Origin of the sequence: Rhodococcus sp. 008 (assembly GCF_001682295.1) — a bacterium.
GTDB lineage: Bacteria > Actinomycetota > Actinomycetes > Mycobacteriales > Mycobacteriaceae > Rhodococcus_F > Rhodococcus_F qingshengii.
Genome location: NZ_CP012749.1, coordinates 3,824,800 through 3,845,631, shown reverse-complemented (window position 1 = coordinate 3,845,631; position 20,832 = coordinate 3,824,800). Strand labels below are relative to the sequence as shown.

Sequence of the window (20,832 nt, the reverse complement as noted above, 5' to 3'; positions counted from 1 at the left end):
GGCTTCTAGTCCTCGACGAGCAGTTCCAGATACTCGGGATGCTCGCCGAGGTACCGCTGAACATAGGTACACACGGGCCGTACCGACCATTCACGTTCACGGGCGCAGTCCATTGCGAACTGCACGAGTACGGCTGCCAGTCCCTGCCCGCCGTACTCCTCTTTGACAACGGTATGCATGTACGCAACCACGTCGCCCGCTTCGGCTCCGCTCCCCGAAATCTCGTCTTCGTCGCGGTATCCGAGGATGCCGACCAACTCGTCGTCGGAGAGCAGTTCGAATCGTTCGTGCGACGGATTGTCCACGAGCGTGACTTCCGGTGAGGTTCCGGTTTTCGAATTTTCGATGTCGTTCATTGCGGCGACCTCCACGGCACGATGTGCACCTGCGCGATCGGCGACAGCTGCGTTCGCACGCTCTCCATAACTGTGATCCATGCCACTCATAGAATCAGCTACCGACGACGCTGTCCCGGGTTCGACCAATTTTTGCACCGGGAACGACCGGATCGCAATCGCAGTTCGCGCCGTCGTTCCCGCGAGAGGTGGGACCGAGCTGCCGTTTCCCCAGGTCCGATCGGTAGGCTCGTCGTCGTGAAGCTGCTGCCCCTGACCCCCGCCGGACAGACCCCGATTCGGGCATTGACCATCGCCGGAACCGACTCCGGTGGCGGAGCCGGCATTCAAGCCGATTCCCGCACGATGGCGATGTGCGGAGTGCACGCCTGCGTGGCCGTCGCCGCAGTGACGGTCCAGAATTCGGTGGGAGTCAGCGGATTCCACGAGATTCCGCCGGAGATCGTCGCCGACCAGGTGCGCGTCGTGGTCTCGGACATCGGCGTCGGTGCGGCGAAGACGGGAATGCTCGCGTCGACGACGATCATCGAAGCGGTGGCCGCGGTTGCCGCCGAGGTTGGGATCGGCCGCGACCGTCCGATTCCGCTCGTGGTCGACCCGGTGTGCGCGTCGATGCACGGCGATCCGCTGTTGCACGAAGAAGCTCTCGACGCGGTCCGCAACACCTTGATTCCGGCAGCCACGGTGGTCACTCCGAACCTCGACGAGGTTCGGTTGATCACCGGTATCGAGGTCGTCGACGACAAGAGCGCCCGCCAAGCGGCAGAAGCGCTGCATGCGCTCGGCGCTCAATGGTCCATCGTCAAGGGTGGCCACCTTCGTACTTCGGAGTTGTCTACCGACCTGTTGTTCGACGGCGACCGTTTCCTCGAATTCAGCAGTGCCCGGATCGACACCGGCAACGATCACGGCGGCGGAGACACGCTGGCTGCTGCGATCACTTGCGCTCTCGCACACGGCTATTCCGTTCCGGACGCGGTGGCGTTCGGCAAAGAGTGGGTGACCAAGTGTCTCGAGGCGTCGTACGACCTCGGCGCGGGACATGGTCCGGTGTCCCCGCTCTGGCGGCTCCAGGTTTAGTGCGCTAGTTCCGGCGCACGCGCCAGATTCCCAGGTCGACGGGAACTCCGTTGGGCGTGGTCGCGAAAAACCCTCGCCGCCATGGCCGGATCGTGAGATCGAGATCCTCGAGGGTGCCGGCTTCGAGTTCCTCGAGAGTTGTCGCCGACATCATGACGTTGCCGTCGCCGCCCAAGCCCATCATCCGGGCGGCGATGGTCACGTCGACGCCGAGCCAGTCGTCACCGATCTGACGCGGGGTACCCGTGTGTAGGCCGACGCGCATGCGCGGGGTGTATCCGTCGAGATCGACTTCCGCGAGCGCGTCCTGCGCGGTGAACACCGCCTTCAAAGCCGCATCCGGGCGAATGAACACTGCCATCAGACCGTCGCCCATCCGTTTGACGACGTGTCCGCCGTTGTCGGTGATCGGAGTTTCCACGGCCTGCGCCACCGCACGCAGAAGGGTCAGCGTCGCGCCGTCACCGGCTGCGAGCGACCAGGTGGAGAAGCCCACCAGATCGGTGAAGACGATGGTCAGTTCTTGATCCCCGCGGCCGCGGCCCATCTTTTCCAGCGCTGCCTGCCAGACCTGCAGTGCTCCGAGGCTCACTTCGCGAGTGGCTGCCGGTTTCTGATCGAGCAATCTGTCAGCGACGCGGGCCACGGCGCGGGCACCGCCAGGGCCGGCGAGCGAGAGCGGGTCCCCGAACCCGGGATCGCCGGGTAATGCCCGCCTGAGCCGCCGTAGCGCATCGATGAGCTGCTGTCGACGGTTCAGTTCTGCCGCAGAATTCAAGACGACGTCGACGACGCCTCGAACCGAGGAGGAAGAAGCACCTGTCGTGTCGGTGTTCTCCGGGGACAGATCAGCCATAACTCAAGCGTAACTCAGAGTTACAGACAGTGTGCTGCCGCGGTTCTCGCACAGTGGCCTCCTGGTCGCTCGCGCAGTCGATCATTCGGTCAGTCGATCATTCGGTCAGTCGATCATTCGGTTCTGGCCTGTGTCCGGGCATCGCCGACGGGAACTCCGTTCGGCCCGCTCAAATCCTGGGCATACGTCGCAACTCCGAAGGCTACTGCAGAAGCGTTGGCAGCGAGCGCTTCGCGATCGATGTTCGCGAGGTTGTCCTGGGCACTGTGGTAGTTCGGGTCGAAGGTCTCCTCCGCTTCTCCGCCCCACTTCTCGGCCTGTGCCGGCGTCTTGCGCTCGTCCGCGCCGCTGAACACTCCGCCCGCCGGGATTCCGATCTCGATGAACGGGCCGTAGTCGGAACGCCCGTCGAAGTCCGTTCCGTCCGCCGCAATCCCCCGATCGGCAAGGAAGTCGACGAAGGTGCGCTCGATGCCCGCCGACCCCTCGGGCCCGGGCCCCTCCCCCACGGCGTCCGAGTTGTCGCCGTCGTAAGCCAGGTATCCGGCGTTGGGCGAACCGAGCATGTCGAAATTCAGGTACAGGGCGATGTCGGCCCGTTCCTGATCGCTCAGACCCTCGACGTAGCGGGTGGAGCCGACCAATCCCACTTCTTCCGCTCCCCAGAAAGCGAAACGCACGGCATTTTCGATGCTCGGTGAGCTTCCCATCTGCAGCGCGGTTTCCAGCACGGCTGCGGTGCCGCTTCCGTTGTCGTTGATTCCGGGACCTTCCGGCACACTGTCCAGGTGGGCGCCCACGACAACCACGTTGTCGGTCGCGCCGGTCTTGGTCTGTGCAATCACGTTGCGCGACTTCGTCGTTTCCGTCGACGTGTCGAGAATCAGCGTGAGGTCTCCGGGCGCTGCGGCAAGAGCCTCGCCCGACGCCTTACTCACCCCGCCGGTCGGAATGCGGGCGTCTTCGGGTTCACCCAAGGTAGCCCCGCCCAGCATTGCGTCCTCGTTGTTGGCAACCAGCAACGCCGCCGCGCCGCGATCAGCGGCGATCTTCTGCTTGTCGCCGAACGGGCACACTCCACGGGTGACCAGCACGATGGCACCGTTCACGTCGCGGCCGTCGTAGTCGGTGGCCTCGCAACCGGGGGTCTCGTCGGCGGGAATCGCCACCAGACGCGCCGTGATTCCGGTCGGTCCCGTGGAGGTGGAATATGTCAGCGCCCGCACCGGAACATCGGAGCCGTCAGCGGCTTTCAGGGATTCGGTGCCGGGATCGAAGGAGCTGAAGTCGAATTCCGGGGTGCTGACCTCGAAACCCTTGTCTTCGAGCAGGTTTGCCACGTAGTCGACACTGGCGTCGTAGCCGGGGGTACCGGCCGATCGATTGCCCTCGTTGTTGGCGGCGATCTTCTCGAGTTGCTCCAGATGCCCGGTCACGGCGTCGACGGTGACGGTCTCGGAGAATGCAACCGGGTCTGTCGGGACGGCCGCTTCACTTCCCGACGAGCATCCACTCACCACGAGTGCTCCAGCCATTGCGACCACAACCACACCGAAGAGTCTCATCTTCGGAGGATATCGGCCGAAGCACAGGAAAGGGACCCAGTACGAATGGTTTTTCGTACTGGGTCCCTACTCTGCTGTCACTCCTGGTTCTCGGTAGGTCTCCCGACAACACCTACCGAGGGAGCGACAAGATCAGGCGTCGCGACGATTCACGATGACAATACTTGCTCCGAAAATCACCAGAACGAAGGCCGCGAAGTAGATCAGGCTGCCCCAGGGTCCCCAGTGGAAGTCGACGCCACCGCTGCTCGCACTGAGGAAGTGGTTTGCATTCGCGAACGGCAGGAACGGGGTGATCTTCTCGCCGAAGCTGCCGAACAGTCCGAACAGGCTCTCGATGAGCAGCGGCCAGAGCAGGAGCAACGCAATAGCGCCGGCCGACTGGCGAATGATCGATCCGACGCCGACAGCGAGAATCACGCACAGGAAGGCGTAGATCGGGATGCCGTAGATCGCGCGCCAGTCACTGCCGCTCGACAGGGTCAATCCGGCACTCGCCTCGGTACCGGCGATGGCCTTGGCCATGGCGTACGCGCCGAAGGCGAGAACAAATGTCAGTACAGCACCGAAAGCACCGATGAGGCCGGCTTTGGCGATCAGAACCGAGGCACGGTTCGGAACGGCCTGGAAGGTGGTGCGGATGGTCCCGAAGCGGTACTCACTGGTGACCGCGAGGGCCGCCATGATCATGAGAACCATGATTCCGAAACCCGAGATGCCGGCCGTGGCGACGGCGGTGTCGAGGTCGGGTGCTCCCTGGACGTCGGAGGACGTCAGAGCCGACTTGGCAACGGCGCCCATGATGGCCGCGAAGCCGAGCGCGAGCACGACGATGATGACCGAGCACCACAGCGGCGACTTGGTCGTGGTGATCTTGATACGTTCAGCACTGAGAACAGCCATTACAGTGCACCTCCCATAGCCTGCTGCGTGTTTGCCTGCTGTGTATTTGCGTGGTGGGCTCCGGCACCCGGATCGACACCGGATGCGTGGTACTGGACATCGTCCCCGGTCAACTTCATGAACGCATCCTCGAGCGACCCCTGCTGAGAAGCCAACTCGTACAACACGATCCCCTGCGAACCAGCCAAACCACCGATCACATCAGTGGTCGAATCCACCACCACCAAAGCCGGGGCAACACCGGAACCGTCCTCACGCACCGTCAACCCCTGCGAGAGCAACACACTGCGCAACGCATCGAGCTGAGGACTACGCACCCGCACCGTCGACTCCGACGAACGATCCACGAACTCCGCAACCGTCGAATCCGAAATCAACCGACCCCGACCGATCACCACCAACTGCTCCGCCGTGAGCGCCATCTCCGACAGAAGGTGACTCGACACCAACACCGTGCGGCCCTCGGCCGCCAACCGCTGCATGAACTTACGAATCCAGACGATGCCCTCCGGATCGAGACCGTTGACCGGCTCGTCGAACAACAACACCTTCGGATCCCCCAACAACGCACCCGCCAACCCCAGACGCTGCGACATACCCAGCGAGAACCCGCCGGCCTTCTTGCCCGCCACCTCGGACAACCCGACCAACCCGAGCACCTCGTCGACGCGGGACTTCGGGATCCCGTTCGAAGCAGCCATCCACTGCAGATGCGCACGCGCACTGCGATTGGGATGCACCCACTTCGCATCCAGCAACGCACCCACCGTCCGCAACGGCGTCTTGAGCTCTCGATACGGCTTGCCCTCGATCAACGCCGCACCCGACGTCGGCTGATCCAAACCCAGGATCATCCGCATCGTCGTCGACTTACCTGCACCGTTCGGGCCCAGAAAGCCCGTCACGATGCCCGGCTTGACCGTGAACGACAAATCGTCCACCGCTTTCGTCGGTCCGTAAACCTTGGTCAATCCCCTCAGTTCAATCATGAGGAGAACTTTGCCCTACCGGCAATGACCAGCACATCGGCCACAGGTCTAGTTCCGAGTGGTACTCAGGTAGGACACGAAGCCGGACAATCCGGGCGTAACCCTGAGAAAACACCCAGAAATGGTCCGTCAGGACGATGCTTGGGCCCAGAACCGCTTGGGAATCCGGCCGGCGTGACGCGCTTCGAAACCTGCTACCACTGCGTGCCGCATCGCCGACGCCATCAACGCGGGATTCTTGGCCCGCGTCACCGCTGTCGCAAGCAGGACGGCGTCGCAGCCCAACTCCATGGCAAGGGTGGCGTCGCTGGCCGTTCCGATTCCGGCGTCGAGGATGACGGGCACACCGGCGCGCTCGACGATCATCTCGATGTTGTGCGGATTCGCGATACCCAGCCCTGTCCCGATGGGTGAACCGAGCGGCATGACTGCCGCGCAGCCGACCTCTTCGAGGCGAAGCGCCAGCACCGGATCGTCCGTCGTGTACGGCAGGACGGTGAATCCGTCGTCCACCAATTGTTCTGCGGCGGAGACGAGTTCGATTGCGTCGGGCAGCAGAGTCCGCTCGTCGGCGATGACTTCGAGTTTGACCCAGTTCGTCTCGAGCGCTTCGCGTGCCAACTGCGCCGTCAGGACCGCTTCGGCGGCGCCTCGACACCCGGCGGTGTTCGGCAACGGTTCGATTCCGAGGCGACGAAGCAGGTCCAGAACGCCGGTGCCGCCGGCCGCGTCGACTCGCCGCATCGCGACGGTGGTCAGTTCGGTACCGGAGGCGACAAGCGCTTCCTCGAGCACCGCAAGGTTGGCGGCGCCGCCTGTCCCCGTGATGAGCCGGGAACCGAAACTGCGGCCCGCGATAGTGAGAAGGTCCTGCTCAGCCACCCTGCACCGCCGTGAGGATCTCGATTTCCCAACCACGTCCGACGGATTCGTCCCAACGCCCGCGAGGAAAGAGCGCACCGTCGACGGCGACGGCGATGCCTTTGCTCGGCAACTCGAGGTGCGTCAGAAGTTCGGTCACCGTGACTGCTCGATCGAACTCGAGATCTTCGCCGTTGACGGTGATCCCGATCGGGACCTGCTCACTCATGAATTTTCCTTAGCTACTGCGAACCGCTCGGGTTCGGTTCCTTTTACCTCGACCAAAGATGTGCCGTTCAGCAACGCGACCGTCGCATCGGCGGTGACGGGCGTCAGCAGGACTCCGTTGCGGCCGTGCCCGGTGGAGACGACAACACGATCGGACACGCGCCCGATCAACGGCAGGTTGTCCGGCGTCATCGGACGCAGACCTGCCGCGCACTCGTACAGTTCGTATTCGCCGATCGCCGGCATCAGGGCCTCGGCATCGTTGATCAAGTCCCGTACGCCGGCCATCGTGACCTGTGTGTCCTCACCAGACTCGTATTGTGTTGCGCCGACGACGATTCCGTCACCGCGCGGGACGAGGTAGGCGGGCCGCCCGTGGACGCTTCCGCGGATGGTGCGGCTGGGCGCCGGGGTGACTCCAGGCCTACTGCGCAAGCGAAGGATTTCGCCCTTGACCGGGCGTACCGGTAGCCCGGGCCACAGCTTGGGTGAGGCGATACCGGCGGTGAGCACTATCTGATCGGTATCGAGTTCGGCGAGGTCGTCGACGGCCCGCGCGATCAATTCGACGCCGGATTCCGCACAGGCCTTCTGCAACGCCGCCAGCAGAAGTCTGTTGTCGACGGCGGGCTCACCAACAGCCATCAACCCCGACCGGATGCCCCGGCCCAGCATCGGTTCGAGTTCACGGATGCGCGCGCGACCGAGAACTTCGAGTTCGTGCCCCTGCGAGCTCACCCACTCGGCGATGGTCTGCAGGTCCTGCGCGTCGGCAGCGTCGAGTGCAACCGTCAGCGAGCTGTCCGCGGTGAAGACCGATTGCCCGAATTTTCCGAGCTCCTCACCGAACGTCGGCCACCGTTCCAGGGACGCTGCACCGATTGTCAACGCGGTTTCTTCACCCGGCCAGCCTTCGGAAAGCGGGGCAAGCATTCCGCCCGCCACCCACGAAGCACCTGATCCAATGGACGGGTCGTACAACCGAACGGCCCACCCGTCGCGGGCTACTCGCCACGCGATAGCGAGACCGATGACACCGCCGCCGACAACCGACACCGTACGAGCGTGTGTACTCACGAAACTCCACCTCCACTTCCTGCGCCGGCATGATCCGGGTCAGGTCTGACGGTCGGGATCTGGTCGCGATCCCCTCTCAGCCCTACGAACCTCGCAGTCACGACAAAAAGTGACGACGACGTTTCAGGACTCCCGTGTCGAACCTTGCTCCCTAGAGGCTACCGTTTGCTCCGTGCACCCCACACATCCCAGTAACGACATCGACCGGCGCGAGCGCCTGGCAGCAGCACGGCTGTACCTGTGCACCGACGCGCGCCGCGAGAAAGGCGACCTCGCGCAGTTCGCCGAGGCAGCATTGTCCGGCGGAGTCGACATCATCCAATTGCGTGACAAAGGCTCTGCCGGTGAGCGCGAGTTCGGCCCGCTCGAGGCCAAGGACGAACTGGTGGCGCTGGGCATTCTCGCGACCGCAGCGCGACGCCACGGCGCATTGTTGGCCGTCAACGATCGCGCGGATCTCGCGATGGCTTCCGGCGCCGACATCCTCCACCTCGGCCAGAACGACATTCCCGTCCCCTACGCGCGAACCGTTGTCGGTGAAGACGTAGTCATCGGCCGTTCGACGAGCAGTCGCGCGCAGGCGAGTCTGGCCGCCATCGAAGAGGGCGTCGACTACTTCTGTACCGGGCCGGTCTGGGCGACACCGACCAAACCGAATCGAAGTGCGTCCGGTTTGGAACTGGTTCGATCGACCGCCGACGCCGCACCGCCGCGGCCCTGGTTCGCGATCGGCGGCATCGACGAGGAACGTCTGCCAGAGCTGCTCGACGCCGGCGCCACGCGCATCGTCGTCGTGCGTGCAATCACGCAAGCATCGGATCCCCAGGCGGCCGCGCAACGCCTCGCCGCAGCCGTCGCTGGGCGCTGAAAGCCGGTAACTGGCGTTCGTCAAGTGTTTGCCGGGCGATTTCCGCACAGTTACGGGTCAGCACGCCTGACTCGAATTATGAACGGAAGTTGTCCGATCAGACAACAAACTCCCAGTTCCTAGGTGCGATTGGATGTCCGAAAAGTCGGATTAAGTGATCTTACTCACAGCTGCTTCGATTGCGTGTCACATCCCATTCGGTTTGTTGTAGTTTACCTCCAGTTACTAACTGAACCTAGGAGCACTAAATGGGATCCCTCGACACCGGCTCGCTCAGCACCGAATCGCTCGAAGACCTGAACCTCGGCAAGATCAGCGAGCTGCTCAAGCTCGGTATCACCGCGGTCAGCTTCATCACGGCGCTGAACTCGCTCAGCTGAGCCTCGTTTCGGTCGACGACCGAAACACCGAAGGGCCGGACTCCCGCGGAGTCCGGCCCTTCTGCTGTGTATGAACTGTGAAGACTCGAGTGCTACGACTGCGTACTCGACGCCTCGGACAGGTTCTGGTCACTGCCTGACTGCTCACTGCCTTGGTGGGAACTACCCGACAACCATCCGAATCCGCCGTCCTCGAGCACGACGGTGTGCGGATCGCCGTCCACGGCCACAACAGGCTCGGTCCGGAGGTCGGGCCATGAGGAACCGAAGCCCGGATGCAGCGGCAGTGAGTCGACGTCGGCTTCGCGTACCCACCGCAACTCGGTGCTCTCACCATTGGCAACCGTCGACAGTGGATGCGCCGCGTCAGCCACGACGGTGGTGTAAGTCCACCCGCTCTCGGCGCGCATCGTCACTACTTCCCCGCGAACACGGACGGCGTCCTCGGCGATACCTGCTTCTTCGTGTGCTTCCCGGACGGCAGCGTGCGTCGTGCTCTCGTGTGAGTCCCGCGCACCGCCGGGCAGTGCCCACGTTCCGCCCTGATGGCTCCACGCCGCACGATGCTGCAGCAAGACCATGGGTGATCCGTCCGAATCGGGGGCACGCAGAAGCAGTCCTGCAGCTCCGTGTTTACCCCAATGCCGAGTACCGTCCGATCCGATGGACCAACCGTCACCGTCACCACGCATCGACTACCTCGCTCCGCCCGCTCTCGCCGTTGTCCCACACTAACCGTTTCAAACTGCTCCAGGTGTAGGTGATGCTTATATGCTCGCGAAGATGCCCTGAATCATTTCTCGGCGGCATCATTTCTCGGTAGCCCGCCTACAGCGAAGTGAGGTGCTCGATGGTCGACCGTGTCGTCCCGTCCATCGAACCCCGGTCGCTGCCGCCCTCCGAGGCCACATCAGTGTCGGCGGAGGACGAGCAGGCACTTCTGCGGCGCGAACTGCAGGCCTTCATGTCCTCGACGCCTGGCCGGTTGACCGTCGTCGGACTGATCCTGATCGCGATCACTTTGATCGCCGGACTCCTCGCCACCGCAGCGATCGAGAACCGCCAGGCGAACCTCGACCTCCTCCTCGTCGAAACCGAGCCTCTCGCCAACTCGGCCCAGAATCTCTACAGTGCGTTGTCCTTGGCAGACGCCGCCGCGGCCACCGCCTTCATCTCCGGCGGCCTCGAACCCGCCGAAGTCCGCGACCGATACACGCAGTCGATCGGTGAGGCCTCTGCGGAGATCGTCCAGGCGTCGGCCGGTCTCGACTCGACCGATCTTGCCGGTCACAGCGCGTTGACCACCATCTCGACCGACCTCTCGGTCTACACCGGGCTGGTCGAAACTGCACGGGCGAACAATCGCGTCGGAAACCCGGTCGGGGCAGCATATTTGAGCGAGGCCTCGCAGTTGATGCAGACCTCGCTGCTGCCGATGGCCCAGCAACTGCACGCCTCGCAGGAGACGCTGGTCTCCCAAGTACAGCGCGATTTCGAGACTCCACCGTGGTGGCCGATCGTGGCGTTCGTCTTCGTGCTGTGCGCGCTGGTGGCGACACAGATGTACTTCTCCCGCAAGAGTCGCCGACGCTTCAATCTCGGGTTGATCCTTGCCTCGCTCGCGGTCGCTGCAGCTCTGCTGTGGCTGCTCACGGTCGGACTGGTCTCCGCGCTGGCCACCGGGCGCGCGCTCGACGCCGGGGCCGAGCCACTGCACGAACTGACCGAGGCACGAATCATGGCGCAGCAAGCACGCACCGTGGAAACCCTCACGCTGGCGAGGCGGGATTCGACCGCCGAGGACAACGTGACGTTCACCCGCAAGGTCGATGCTCTGCGGGACATCCTCGAGGGCCTGCAAAGCGACGAACGCGCCCGAGTGAACAGCGAAGTGCTGACCGCCGCACTCGACTCGCGCCAGCAGTGGGTGGCTGCGCACACGCGCATGTACGACCGTCTCGGAAACGGCGACTTCACGTCCGCCGCAGCCATCACCATCGGCGCCGGAGAACAGGATTCGGCCGCGGAGTACGGAAAGCTCGATCACGAACTCTGGCAGGGAATCGTGGATTCGCGCACGAATCTTCGGTCCGACGTCTCGTACGCCTCCCGGGTGTTGGCTGCCTCTGCACCGGGCATGTCTGTATTGGCAGTTCTCGGAGTTGCCGGAATCTTCATCGGATTCTGGCCTCGACTGCGGGAGTATCAGTGACGGGAGTACCGGTGATGCGGAGGAAGAGCCCGGCCGTATGTGTCGCGGTTCTGGCAGCGGCCATGCTGGTGCTCGCCGGTTGCGGTGCGGATCGAGCCGAAGACTTGGACAACGCAGGCGCCACGTCGTACACGGAACCGCCGCTGCCGGCCGAGGCCACCATCGCTCCCAGCCCGACACCGACGACTACCGCGTCGTGCACCAACCTCACCGCGAGCCTGCGGCCCACCCCCGCAGACGCATCTCCGCAGCCACCCACGCCGAGCCTCGACGCCATCCGCGCCCGCGGGCGGCTGATCGTGGGCCTGGACACCGGTTCCAACCTCATGAGCTTTCGCGATCCGGCCACCGGGCGCCTCGAGGGTTTCGACGTGGACATCGCCCGCGAAATCGCCCGAGATCTGCTCGGTGACCCGGAGAAGATCGAGTACCGAATCCTGACGTCGGACGATCGGATCGCCGCACTCCAGGAATCGATGGTCGACGTGGTCGTCAAGACCATGACCATCACGTGCGAGCGGCGCGAGAAGGTCGACTTCTCGACGCAGTACTTCTCCGCTGAACAACGAATTCAGGTCTTGCAGGGGTCATCCGTCCGCGGCATCGACGACCTCGCAGGCAAGCGGGTCTGCGCGGCCCGGGGAACGACCTCGGCGACTCGAATCCAGCAACTCCAACCCGAAGCCACCGTCGTCACCGTCCCGATGTGGTCCGACTGCCTCGTCGTCCTCCAGCAGGGGCAGGTGGACGCGATCAGCACCGACGACACGATCCTCGCGGGCCTCGCCTCGCAAGACCCGTATCTGATGATGGTCGGTGGCTCACTGGGCGTCGAACCGTACGGAATCGGAGTGAACAAGGACAACCCCGACTTGGTCCGATTCGTCAACGGAACCCTGGATCGGATCCGGAGCGACGGGACCTGGAACCGTATCTACGACCGCTGGCTCAGCGTCCTCGGTCCTTCGCCCGGTCCCCCGCCGGCCGTCTACCGGGATTGAGGCTGACATGACCGAAGAAACCGGCCCCGAGCCCGACGCCACGCAGGCTTCCATGCGTCCCGAACCCGAAGCCACCGGCGCCTACGAGCGGCCCGAGCCCGAAGCCACCGGCGCCTACGAGCGTCTCGAGCCGACTTCAGCGCAGATACGGGGTACCACGCCCTCCGCATCCTCCTCCCCGACCGGCCGCTCCACTCGATCCCGCCGCAGCCGGTCGGGGCGAAAGCTACGTCTCGGCGGCGGCCTGGTCGAGGTTCCCCCCGTCCCGCAGATCGACCCCGCATCTGCGGTGATGAGTGACCCGACCGTCCCCGAGCGGAAACGGTTCTGTTGGAAATGCAACGAACCAGTCGGTCGTAAGAGCGCAAGCACCAAGGCAACTCAGCACGGCACCTGCCCCAAGTGCGGTTCCACTTTCGACTTCCGTCCACTCCTCGAAGAGGGCGAATTGGTGTCCGGTCAGTACGAGGTTCAAGGGCCCATCGCGCACGGCGGCCTGGGATGGATCTACCTCGCGATCGATCGCAATGTCAGCGACAGGTGGGTAGTTCTCAAGGGGCTCTTGCATTTCGGTGATTCCGAAGCGCAAGCCGTTGCGGTGGCCGAGCGTCAGTTCCTCGCCGAGGTCGCCAACCCCAGCATCGTCAAGATCTTCAACTTCGTCGAGCATCCGCGCCCGGACGGCACACCCATGGGGTACATCGTCATGGAGTACGTGGGTGGGCGATCATTGCGCGAGGTGCTGGCCGAATTCCCGGACGGCAAGCACATGCCGATCGAGCAGGCAATCGGCTACGTACTGGAAATCCTTCCGGCGCTGAGCTATCTGCATTCTACCGGCCTGGCCTACAACGACCTCAAACCCGAGAACGTGATGGTCACCGAGGATCAGTTGAAGCTGATCGATCTCGGCGCCGTGTCCGGAATCGAAGACTACGGGTACCTGTACGGTACCGCCGGCTATCAAGCACCCGAGATCATCGAGACCGGTCCGACCATCGCCTCCGACATCTTCACCGTCGGAAGAACACTCGCGGTTCTCACCCTCGACATGCCCTCGAAGCACGGACGGTACCTCGACGGCCTTCCCGAACCGGAGGACGAGCCACTATTGCGCGACCACGAGTTCTTTCACCGTCTACTGCTACGCGCCACCGACCCGGATCCGAAGAAGCGATTCCAGTCCGCCGAGGAAATCGCGGGACAACTCACCGGCGTTCTGCGAGAAATCCTCGCCGAGCAGACCGGGCAGGAGAATCCCGGACTCTCGCTCGTGTTCAGCAGGCAGCGAACGTCTTTCGGCACCGATGAATTGGTCGGGCAAACCGATGTGTACGTGGACGGTGTCAGCCACGACGCCGCTCTCGATCCGCGCGAAGTTGCGCACGCACTTCCCATTCCGTTGGTCGACCCCACCGATCCCAGCGCGCCGTTGCTGGCAGCGGCGGTGCACAGCGAACCGTCTCAGACTCTCGATGCTCTCAAGCATGCCCGCGAGAACGGAATCGACCGAATGTCAGGCACACCGGCGGCCGCCGTCTCGGGCGAAGTTCGACTGGCCGAGGCCAAAGCTCATCTCGATCTCGGTGATCCGGAAACCGCACTGACAGTTCTGGGCGAACTCCAGCAGAACATCGGGGACCACTGGAAGATCGAGTGGTATCGAGGACTTGCGGCGTTACAACTGGACCGATTCGAGCCCGCTTTCAGTCACTTCGAGACAGTTCTCACCGCACTGCCCGGCGAGGCTGCACCAAAGCTGGCGTTGGCAGCGACGGCAGAACTGATCCTCCAGCACTGGGAGAGCGACGACCCGGACCAATGGTGCCGCTTCTCCGAGAAGTACTACCGCACCGTCTGGCGGACCGAACGGAACTACGTCAGCGCAGCATTCGGGCTCGCCCGACAACTCGCCGATCACGGCAACAAGAAGGCAGCCATCGCCGCCCTCGACGAAGTACCCACGTCTTCCCGGCACTACAACGTCGCACGGATGTCCAGCGCTCTGACGATGCTGTCCGGCGTTCCGATCGCCGAACTCGACGAATCGACTCTGCGGGAAGCCGCCCGTCGTGTTCGGGCGCTGCCTGCTGAAGAGAGCCGAAGCCTGCAGATGCGAACCCTGGTGTTGGGCACGGCACTCGATTGGATTCGCTACGGCAATCGCTCGCACACCGAACTCGAACCCATCCTCGACCTGCCCTTCACCGAGCAAGGTCTGCGCACCGGAGCCGAAGCCTGCCTTCGCGCCCTCGCTCGCGCCACGACCTCCCGCACGCACCGCTACGCCCTCGTGGACCGGGCGAATGCGGTGCGTCCGCGCAGCAATTTCTGACGGACGCCCCGAGGTTTACAGTGCTGCAGAAACCTACAGTGCGGCCACCAAAGCCTTCGCCGCGCGGGCGATCGCCAACTCCTCGTTGGTGGGGACCACCAGCACCTCGACGGCCGACGAGGATGCGGAGATACGACGCTCGTCGCGACTCTTCGCCTCGTTGAGAGCCGGATCGACCTCGATACCGAGACGGGAAAGCCCGGCCAGGCTGTCGCGTCGTACGTCGATGTTGTTCTCGCCGACGCCACCGGTGAAGGTGATGACGTCGACGCCACCGAGTTGAACGATGAAGGCGCCGATGTACTTACGGAGCATGTGTACGTAAACGTCGTACGCAAGTTGTGCGTCTTGGTCGCCGCCCTCGATCAGTGCGAGCAGGGCACGGAAATCGTTGACTCCCGACAGTCCCTTCAAACCGGAGCGCCGGTTGAGGAGGTCGTCGATCTCGTCGACCTTCATTCCCGAGTTGCGGTTGAGGTGCAAGATGATGCCTGGGTCGATGTCGCCGCTGCGGGTGCCCATGACAAGACCCTCGAGCGGGGTGAGGCCCATCGTGGTGTCGATGGCCTTGCCGCTCTTGATTGCCGAGGCCGAAGCGCCGTTTCCGAGGTGCAGGACTATCTGATTCAGCTCGGCCGGATCCTTGCCGAGGAACTCCGCGACCCGTCCAGACACGTATTCGTGTGAGGTCCCGTGGAAACCGTACCGGCGAATCTGGTTGGCCTTGGCCACATCCCGATCGATCGCATAGGTGGACGCCGCCGCGGGCAGTGTGTGAAAGAAGGCAGTGTCGAACACTGCGACGTGCGGAACGTCGGGCAGTTCCTCGCCCGCCACCTCGATACCGATCACGTTGGCGGGATTGTGCAGCGGCGCAAGGTTCGACAGATCTTCGATGGCTTTCACGACGCCGTCGTCGATGAGAGTCGGCGAATAGAAGATGTCACCACCGTGCACGACTCGGTGACCGACTGCGATGATTCCGGCCTCACTCAGCGGCCGTCCGACCTCGGCGACGATGTCGAGCACCATCTTCAGACCTGCGCGGTGATCGGCGATCGGAAGGCTCCGGTCTTCGACTCCGGTGCGGTGGTTGTAGACGATGTGGCCGTCGGGCTCACCGATGCGCTCGATGAGACCGTGCGCCACCGATTCCGCCGTATCCGGATGCACGAGTTGAAATTTGATGGATGACGAGCCGGAATTGATGACCAGTACGGTGCCGTCGCTCACGCTTGCGCTCCCTGTGCCTGTATTGCCGTGATAGCCACGGTGTTGACGATGTCCTGGACCAACGCTCCACGCGAGAGGTCGTTGACCGGCTTGTTCAGTCCCTGCAGAACCGGCCCGACGGCGATAGCGCCGGCGCTACGCTGCACTGCCTTGTACGTGTTGTTGCCGGTGTTCAGGTCCGGGAACACGAACACCGTTGCTTTGCCCGCCACCAGAGAATCCGGCATCTTCTTGTCGGCGACACTCTGCTCGACGGCGGCGTCGTACTGAATGGGCCCTTCCACCAACAGATCCGGTCGACGCTCGCGCACCAAAGCGGTCGCGGTGCGAACCTTGTCGACGTCGGCTCCGCTGCCCGAATCCCCGGTGGAGTACGAGAGCATCGCGATGCGCGGATCGATCCCGAACTGCGACGCCGTCTGTGCGGACGAGATCGCGATGTCCGCCAACTGCTCCGACGTGGGGTCCGGAACCACGGCGCAGTCACCGTAGGAGAGAACGCGGTCGGCCAGGCACATCAGGAAGATGCTCGAGACCGTCGAGACACCGGGGGCGGTCTTGATGATCTCGAACGAGGGTCGAATCGTGTGAGCGGTGGTGTGCGCAGCGCCGGACACCATGCCGTCGGCAATTCCCAAGTGCACCATCATCGTTCCGAAGTACGAGATGTCGGCGATCACCTCGCGGGCCCGCTCGATGGTCATGCCCTTGTGAGCACGCAGCGCGGTGTATTCCTGTGCGAAGCGCTCGGTGTACTCGGACTGCGCGGGTGCGAGTACCTGCGCGCCACTGATGTCGACGCCGAGTTCCGCTGCGCGTCGACGCACACTGGGTTCGTCACCGAGGATCGTCAGGTCGGCAACCTGGCGCTGCAGCAACCGGCCGGCCGCGCGCAGGATCCGGTCGTCGTCACCCTCAGGCAGGACGATGTGCTTGCGATCGCGTCGAGCGCGGTCGATCAGCTTGTACTCGAACATCTGTGGGGTCACGACGGACGGGATCGGCAGTGCCAGTCGGTCCATCAGGACGTCGGCGTCGACGCGCTGTTCCATCAAGCTCAACGCGGTGTCCACCTTGCGCTGCGAACCGACTGCCACGCGTCCGCGGGTTTGGGCTGCGGCGCTTGCGGTGTCGAAGGTACCGAGGGTTGTCGTCAGGATCGGAAGACGCTGTTTGAGGCCGGCCATCAACGCTGCGATGGCTGGGTGCGGTGTGATTCCGCCGTTCATGATGATGCCCGCGAGCGACGGAAATCCTTCCGCCTCATGTGCATTGAGCAATGCGAGCAGTACGTCCGAGCGATCGCCCGGTGCGATGACGACCATGCCCTCGACCAGACGCTCGAGGATGTGCTCCGCGGTCATGCCGCCCACCATCACCTTGAGCGCTTCGCGGTGCAGCAGTTCCGGGTCACCCGAATACAACTCGCCGCCGGTGGCCTCCATCAACTCGGCCATCGTGGGCGAGACGAGCAACGGAATCTCCGGCAGGCTCCACGTCGGAACACCGATGTCGGACAGCGCTGCGGTGACCTCGTCGAGCTTGTCGGGATCGCAACGATTGGCGACGACCGCGAGCAGATGAGCGTGGTTGGCGGCCAACTCGGCGGCGCATAGATGCGCGAGCTGGGCGACCTCCTCGACACTGCGCCGAGCGCCTCGAACCGCCAGCAGAACCGGCGCGCCGAGGTTCACGGCGATGCGGGCGTTGAAGCTCAGCTCGCTCGGGCTTGCTACGTCGGTGTAGTCACTTCCGATGATGACGACGGCGTCGCACTGCTCGGCCACGGTGTGGTACTTCGCGACGATGTCGGCCAGCGCGGCTTCAGGATCGGCGTGAACCTGCTCGTAGGTGACGCCGAGTGCGTCGGCGTAGGAGAGATCGGCGGTGGTGTGCTCGAGCAGCAGTTCGAGGATGTAGTCGGTTTCCTCGGTAGAGCGGGCGATCGGGCGGAAGACACCGACCCGGGCGACGGTCGCGCACAGCATCTGCAGCACGCCAAGCGCGATGGTGGATTTTCCGGTGTCACCTTCAGGAGAGGCAACGTAGACACTCGACACGGCAGCGGGCGCTTCTGGCATGCCCAACAGCCTAGTGTGGGCCGCCGCCCACCTTGCCACTGATCGTGGTCACGCTCACGCTCGTGCCGACAACCGGCGGCTACGAGAAAGACGAACGGTGCCTGCCACACGTCGAGTGGCAGACACCGTTCAGTTGATCTCGAGGATCAGCCCAGAGCACGCAAGCGAGGCGCGAGGTCACGCTCGAACAGTTCGAGGAACCGGCGCTGATCATGGCCCGGTGCGTGGAACACCAGGTGATTGAGACCGGCATCGACGTAGGCCTTGACCTGCTCGACGGCGTCGTCCGGATCGGAAGCGACGATCCAGCGCTTGGCCACCTGCTCGATGGGCAGAGCGTCGGCAGCGGCTTCCATTTCGATCGGATCCTCGATGCTGTGCTTCTGCTCCGGCGTCAGGGACAGCGGAGCCCAGAAGCGGGTGTTCTCGAGTGCAGCCTCCGGATCGGTGTCGTAGCTGATCTTGATCTCGATCATCTTGTCGATGTCGGCGACGTCGCGCTCGGCTTTGGCTGCGCCCTCGGCAACGGCTGGAAGCAGCTTCTCGGTGTAGAGCTCCATGCCCTTTCCGGAGGTGCAGATGAAGCCGTCACCGGCGCGTCCCGCGTACCGGGCGACAACGGGTCCGCCGGCCGCGATGTACACGGGAATCCCACCCTCGGGAACGTCGTAGATCGACGCGCCACGAGTGGTGAAGTACTCGCCTTCGAAGTCGACACGATCGCCCAGCCACAGCTCACGCATCAACCGCACGGACTCACGCAGCCGCGCGAAGCGTTCCTTGAACTCGGGCCACTCGCCCTGGAAGCCGGTGGCGATCTCGTTGAGAGCCTCACCGCTGCCGACGCCGAGCATGATGCGTCCCGGGTAGAGACATCCCATCGTCGCGAACGCCTGAGCGATGACTGCCGGGTTGTAGCGGAACGTCGGCGTCATCACGGACGTGCCGATCTGCACGCGCTCGGTGCGCTCACCGACGGCGGTCATCCAGGCGAGCGAGAACGGTGCGTGGCCACCGTTGTGACGCCACGGCTGGAAATGATCGCTCACCGCAACGGAATCCATGCCGTGCTGCTCTGCCAGAACTGCCAGCTCTACCAGTTCGCGAGGGCCGAATTGCTCAGCCGATGCCTTGTATCCGAGCTTGAGTTCCTGCGCCACCGTGCACTCCCTTGTCGTCTGTTTCGTTTACTTCTCTGACATGCTTCACGTTCTTTGCAGACTATCCAGACACCGCTCGGACTTCTCTGCGTATCTCAGCGAGCGAGGCTGGTGACCACCGTTGCCACGCCGGCTGCGACGGCAACCCCGGCCAGTGCCAGTGCAAACAGCCACAAAGCGTGCGGTTCCGGCATCGCCGCTCCGTCCTCGAGCGCCTTCTTCACCTGTAGCCAGCGTCGCATACCTACCAGTGCGGCCGCCGCCGCGAGTGCGATCAGGGTCAGACCGAGAGTCGTGCGAACCCACCCTGTACTCCATTCCGGTACCAATTGGACGACGGCGATGCCTCCGGCCAGCAGGGCGAGTGAGCTACGCATCCAGGCGAGGAAGGTGCGCTCGCTGGCAAGGGTGAAGCGCTCGTCCGGGCGGTTCGGTTCACTCATGCGTGCTCACCTCCGTGCGGTGCCACCAGATCCGGGTCCTGACGCCAGTCGTAGACGACCTCGGTGCGCAGAACGATGTCCTGCAACGAACGTCGTCGTCGATCGACCGCCGACCACAGCAATCCGAAGGCGAAGAGCACGCAGAGCACCGCACGGATGAAGGCCAACGGCCAGCGCACGAGGCGATGCCCGGACGTGATCACCCGCAGCCCCATCACGAGGGACCCGACGGTCCGACCGGTGGTCGCCCAGCAGGCGGTCAGATACGCCACCGAGACACCGAGAAATGCCGTCGTGGACAGGAAGATTCCCGGTTCCGAGAAAGTGAAACTCTGTGGCGAGAAGAGCAGTCGGACGAAGGCGAAGCCCACGTACACGGAACCCATCAGGAGCAGGACGACGCCCAGGTCGATCAGTCCGGCGAGTCCACGGGTGACGATGCCGGCTGGGCCGGAACTCTCCTGGGCCACTAGCGTTCGCCTGCGTTCGTCTTCGGATCGGTCTCTATCGACGGTTTTTCTTGTGACGGTTTATCTGATGACGGTGCGTTGTCGCGGCCGAAGAGTCGCCCGACGAAGCCGGCGACAGCGTCGTCCGCCTGCATGCCCTGCACTCGAGCTCCGTGCACGGCTTCCGTGGAGAGTGAACCGGTCGATTCACGAATCATCTGGGGCAGGTCGACGCCCTCGATGACCTGGTCGGCGATCTTGACGAGGTCGATGCGGTTGACCTGGCGTTCGAGGTCGACCGTGTCGACTATCCCGTCGAGATCGAGGCGATCGATCACCGCTTTGACGTCGAGGCGGCTTGCGATCTCGTCCACGTCGACCCGGTCGATGATCGGTTCGAGCGAGACCCGTTCGGCAATCTTGTCCACGTCGATGTTCTCGGCGATCTTGTCGATGTCCACGTGGTCGACGACGATCTTGGTGATGTCGACTTCGGACAGAGCAGCGTCGACGACAGCTTTGATCACCGTCCGCAAGGTCGAGTCGGCGAACTCCACGGTCGAGTGCATCGCTTCCGTGCCGCGAGTGGTGACCTGGGTGATCGCGCCGTCGAGTGCGTCACCGACGACAGGGATCCGCTGCACGGAATCAAGTGCGAGACCAGCGGTTCTGCGCGCCGCACCAGCCGTGATCGCGGCCAGCCCGAAGGCCAGCCGAATCACGTCGGATTCGGGGTGGTGCGACTGCGATCCCAC

Annotated in this window: 21 protein-coding genes and 1 riboswitch; of the genes, 6 read left to right on the top strand and 15 right to left on the bottom strand. The window is 63.8% G+C overall.

All coding sequences use genetic code 11. The annotated features are described in order from the left end of the window. Positions 1-5: 5 nt before the first annotated feature. Positions 6-356 carry a GNAT family N-acetyltransferase gene (locus AOT96_RS17925; protein ID WP_003945052.1) on the bottom strand — a complete coding sequence of 117 codons (351 nt, stop codon included), beginning with the start codon at positions 354-356 and terminating at the stop codon, positions 6-8. A 237-nt stretch (positions 357-593) separates the two neighbouring features. Between AOT96_RS17925 and thiD the strand changes: the two genes are divergently transcribed. Continuing rightward, the gene (gene thiD / locus AOT96_RS17920) at positions 594-1,436 is read left to right on the top strand and encodes a bifunctional hydroxymethylpyrimidine kinase/phosphomethylpyrimidine kinase (RefSeq protein ID WP_003945044.1); all 843 of its coding nucleotides are present in this window, start codon (positions 594-596) and stop codon (positions 1,434-1,436) included. A 4-nt stretch (positions 1,437-1,440) separates the two neighbouring features. On the opposite strand, the gene AOT96_RS17915 is transcribed toward thiD, so the two are convergent. From AOT96_RS17915 to thiO, 7 genes are all read right to left on the bottom strand, one after another. Then, entirely contained in the window at positions 1,441-2,292 is an 852-nt protein-coding gene (locus AOT96_RS17915) for an adenylate/guanylate cyclase domain-containing protein (RefSeq protein WP_047268851.1), read from the bottom strand. A gap of 113 nt (positions 2,293-2,405) precedes the next feature. Continuing rightward, the gene (locus tag AOT96_RS17910; protein ID WP_192712084.1) at positions 2,406-3,857 is read right to left on the bottom strand and encodes a M20/M25/M40 family metallo-hydrolase; all 1,452 of its coding nucleotides are present in this window, start codon (positions 3,855-3,857) and stop codon (positions 2,406-2,408) included. A 132-nt stretch (positions 3,858-3,989) separates the two neighbouring features. Continuing rightward, complete coding sequence (locus AOT96_RS17905) at positions 3,990-4,760, bottom strand: ABC transporter permease (RefSeq protein ID WP_047268852.1); 771 nt, start codon at positions 4,758-4,760, stop codon at positions 3,990-3,992. Next, a complete protein-coding gene (locus AOT96_RS17900; protein WP_065352093.1) occupies positions 4,760-5,749 on the bottom strand; it encodes an ABC transporter ATP-binding protein in 990 nt (329 codons plus the stop codon). Before AOT96_RS17900 ends, AOT96_RS17905 begins: the two co-directional genes overlap by 1 nt. Positions 5,750-5,878: 129 nt before the next feature. Next, the gene (locus AOT96_RS17895; protein WP_007726857.1) at positions 5,879-6,631 is read right to left on the bottom strand and encodes a thiazole synthase; all 753 of its coding nucleotides are present in this window, start codon (positions 6,629-6,631) and stop codon (positions 5,879-5,881) included. Next, the gene (gene thiS, locus AOT96_RS17890; protein ID WP_003944402.1) at positions 6,624-6,839 is read right to left on the bottom strand and encodes a sulfur carrier protein ThiS; all 216 of its coding nucleotides are present in this window, start codon (positions 6,837-6,839) and stop codon (positions 6,624-6,626) included. Before thiS ends, AOT96_RS17895 begins: the two co-directional genes overlap by 8 nt. Further along, a complete protein-coding gene (gene thiO, locus AOT96_RS17885; RefSeq protein ID WP_065352092.1) occupies positions 6,836-7,915 on the bottom strand; it encodes a glycine oxidase ThiO in 1,080 nt (359 codons plus the stop codon). Before thiO ends, thiS begins: the two co-directional genes overlap by 4 nt. Next, positions 7,915-8,061: riboswitch (TPP riboswitch) on the bottom strand. Its footprint overlaps the gene before it by 1 nt. 26 nt (positions 8,062-8,087) lie before the next feature. Between thiO and thiE the strand changes: the two genes are divergently transcribed. Both thiE and AOT96_RS36365 read left to right on the top strand, forming a co-directional pair. After that, positions 8,088-8,783, top strand: a complete 696-nt coding sequence (thiE, locus tag AOT96_RS17880) for a thiamine phosphate synthase (protein WP_003944422.1) — start codon at positions 8,088-8,090, stop codon at positions 8,781-8,783. A 248-nt stretch (positions 8,784-9,031) separates the two neighbouring features. After that, positions 9,032-9,163 (top strand): hypothetical protein, encoded by a 132-nt coding sequence (locus AOT96_RS36365; protein WP_003944354.1) that lies wholly within the window; start codon positions 9,032-9,034, stop codon positions 9,161-9,163. A 92-nt stretch (positions 9,164-9,255) separates the two neighbouring features. Here AOT96_RS36365 and AOT96_RS17875 read toward each other — a convergent pair whose 3' ends face one another. Beyond that, entirely contained in the window at positions 9,256-9,855 is a 600-nt protein-coding gene (locus AOT96_RS17875) for an NUDIX hydrolase (RefSeq protein ID WP_042925897.1), read from the bottom strand. 158 nt (positions 9,856-10,013) lie between these two features. Between AOT96_RS17875 and AOT96_RS17870 the strand changes: the two genes are divergently transcribed. The 3 genes from AOT96_RS17870 to AOT96_RS17860 are packed head-to-tail and all read left to right on the top strand — an operon-like array spanning position 10,014 to position 14,711. Next, positions 10,014-11,375 carry a hypothetical protein gene (locus tag AOT96_RS17870; RefSeq protein ID WP_042452116.1) on the top strand — a complete coding sequence of 454 codons (1,362 nt, stop codon included), beginning with the start codon at positions 10,014-10,016 and terminating at the stop codon, positions 11,373-11,375. Positions 11,376-11,389: 14 nt separating this feature from the next. Beyond that, complete coding sequence (locus tag AOT96_RS17865) at positions 11,390-12,376, top strand: glutamate ABC transporter substrate-binding protein (protein WP_003944406.1); 987 nt, start codon at positions 11,390-11,392, stop codon at positions 12,374-12,376. A gap of 7 nt (positions 12,377-12,383) precedes the next feature. Next, positions 12,384-14,711 carry a serine/threonine-protein kinase gene (locus AOT96_RS17860; RefSeq protein ID WP_065352091.1) on the top strand — a complete coding sequence of 776 codons (2,328 nt, stop codon included), beginning with the start codon at positions 12,384-12,386 and terminating at the stop codon, positions 14,709-14,711. A gap of 33 nt (positions 14,712-14,744) precedes the next feature. On the opposite strand, the gene AOT96_RS17855 is transcribed toward AOT96_RS17860, so the two are convergent. From AOT96_RS17855 to AOT96_RS17830, 6 genes are all read right to left on the bottom strand, one after another. Next, positions 14,745-15,944, bottom strand: a complete 1,200-nt coding sequence (locus AOT96_RS17855) for an acetate kinase (RefSeq protein WP_065352090.1) — start codon at positions 15,942-15,944, stop codon at positions 14,745-14,747. Continuing rightward, entirely contained in the window at positions 15,941-18,025 is a 2,085-nt protein-coding gene (gene pta / locus AOT96_RS17850; protein ID WP_042452123.1) for a phosphate acetyltransferase, read from the bottom strand. Before pta ends, AOT96_RS17855 begins: the two co-directional genes overlap by 4 nt. 146 nt (positions 18,026-18,171) lie before the next feature. Continuing rightward, entirely contained in the window at positions 18,172-19,185 is a 1,014-nt protein-coding gene (gene fgd / locus AOT96_RS17845; RefSeq protein ID WP_003944371.1) for a glucose-6-phosphate dehydrogenase (coenzyme-F420), read from the bottom strand. 95 nt (positions 19,186-19,280) lie between these two features. After that, complete coding sequence (locus AOT96_RS17840) at positions 19,281-19,628, bottom strand: YidH family protein (protein ID WP_003944317.1); 348 nt, start codon at positions 19,626-19,628, stop codon at positions 19,281-19,283. Next, entirely contained in the window at positions 19,625-20,098 is a 474-nt protein-coding gene (locus tag AOT96_RS17835; protein WP_003944375.1) for an RDD family protein, read from the bottom strand. Before AOT96_RS17835 ends, AOT96_RS17840 begins: the two co-directional genes overlap by 4 nt. Further along, positions 20,098-20,832, bottom strand: coding sequence for a hypothetical protein (locus tag AOT96_RS17830; protein ID WP_065352089.1), 735 nt, complete (start codon positions 20,830-20,832; stop codon positions 20,098-20,100). Before AOT96_RS17830 ends, AOT96_RS17835 begins: the two co-directional genes overlap by 1 nt.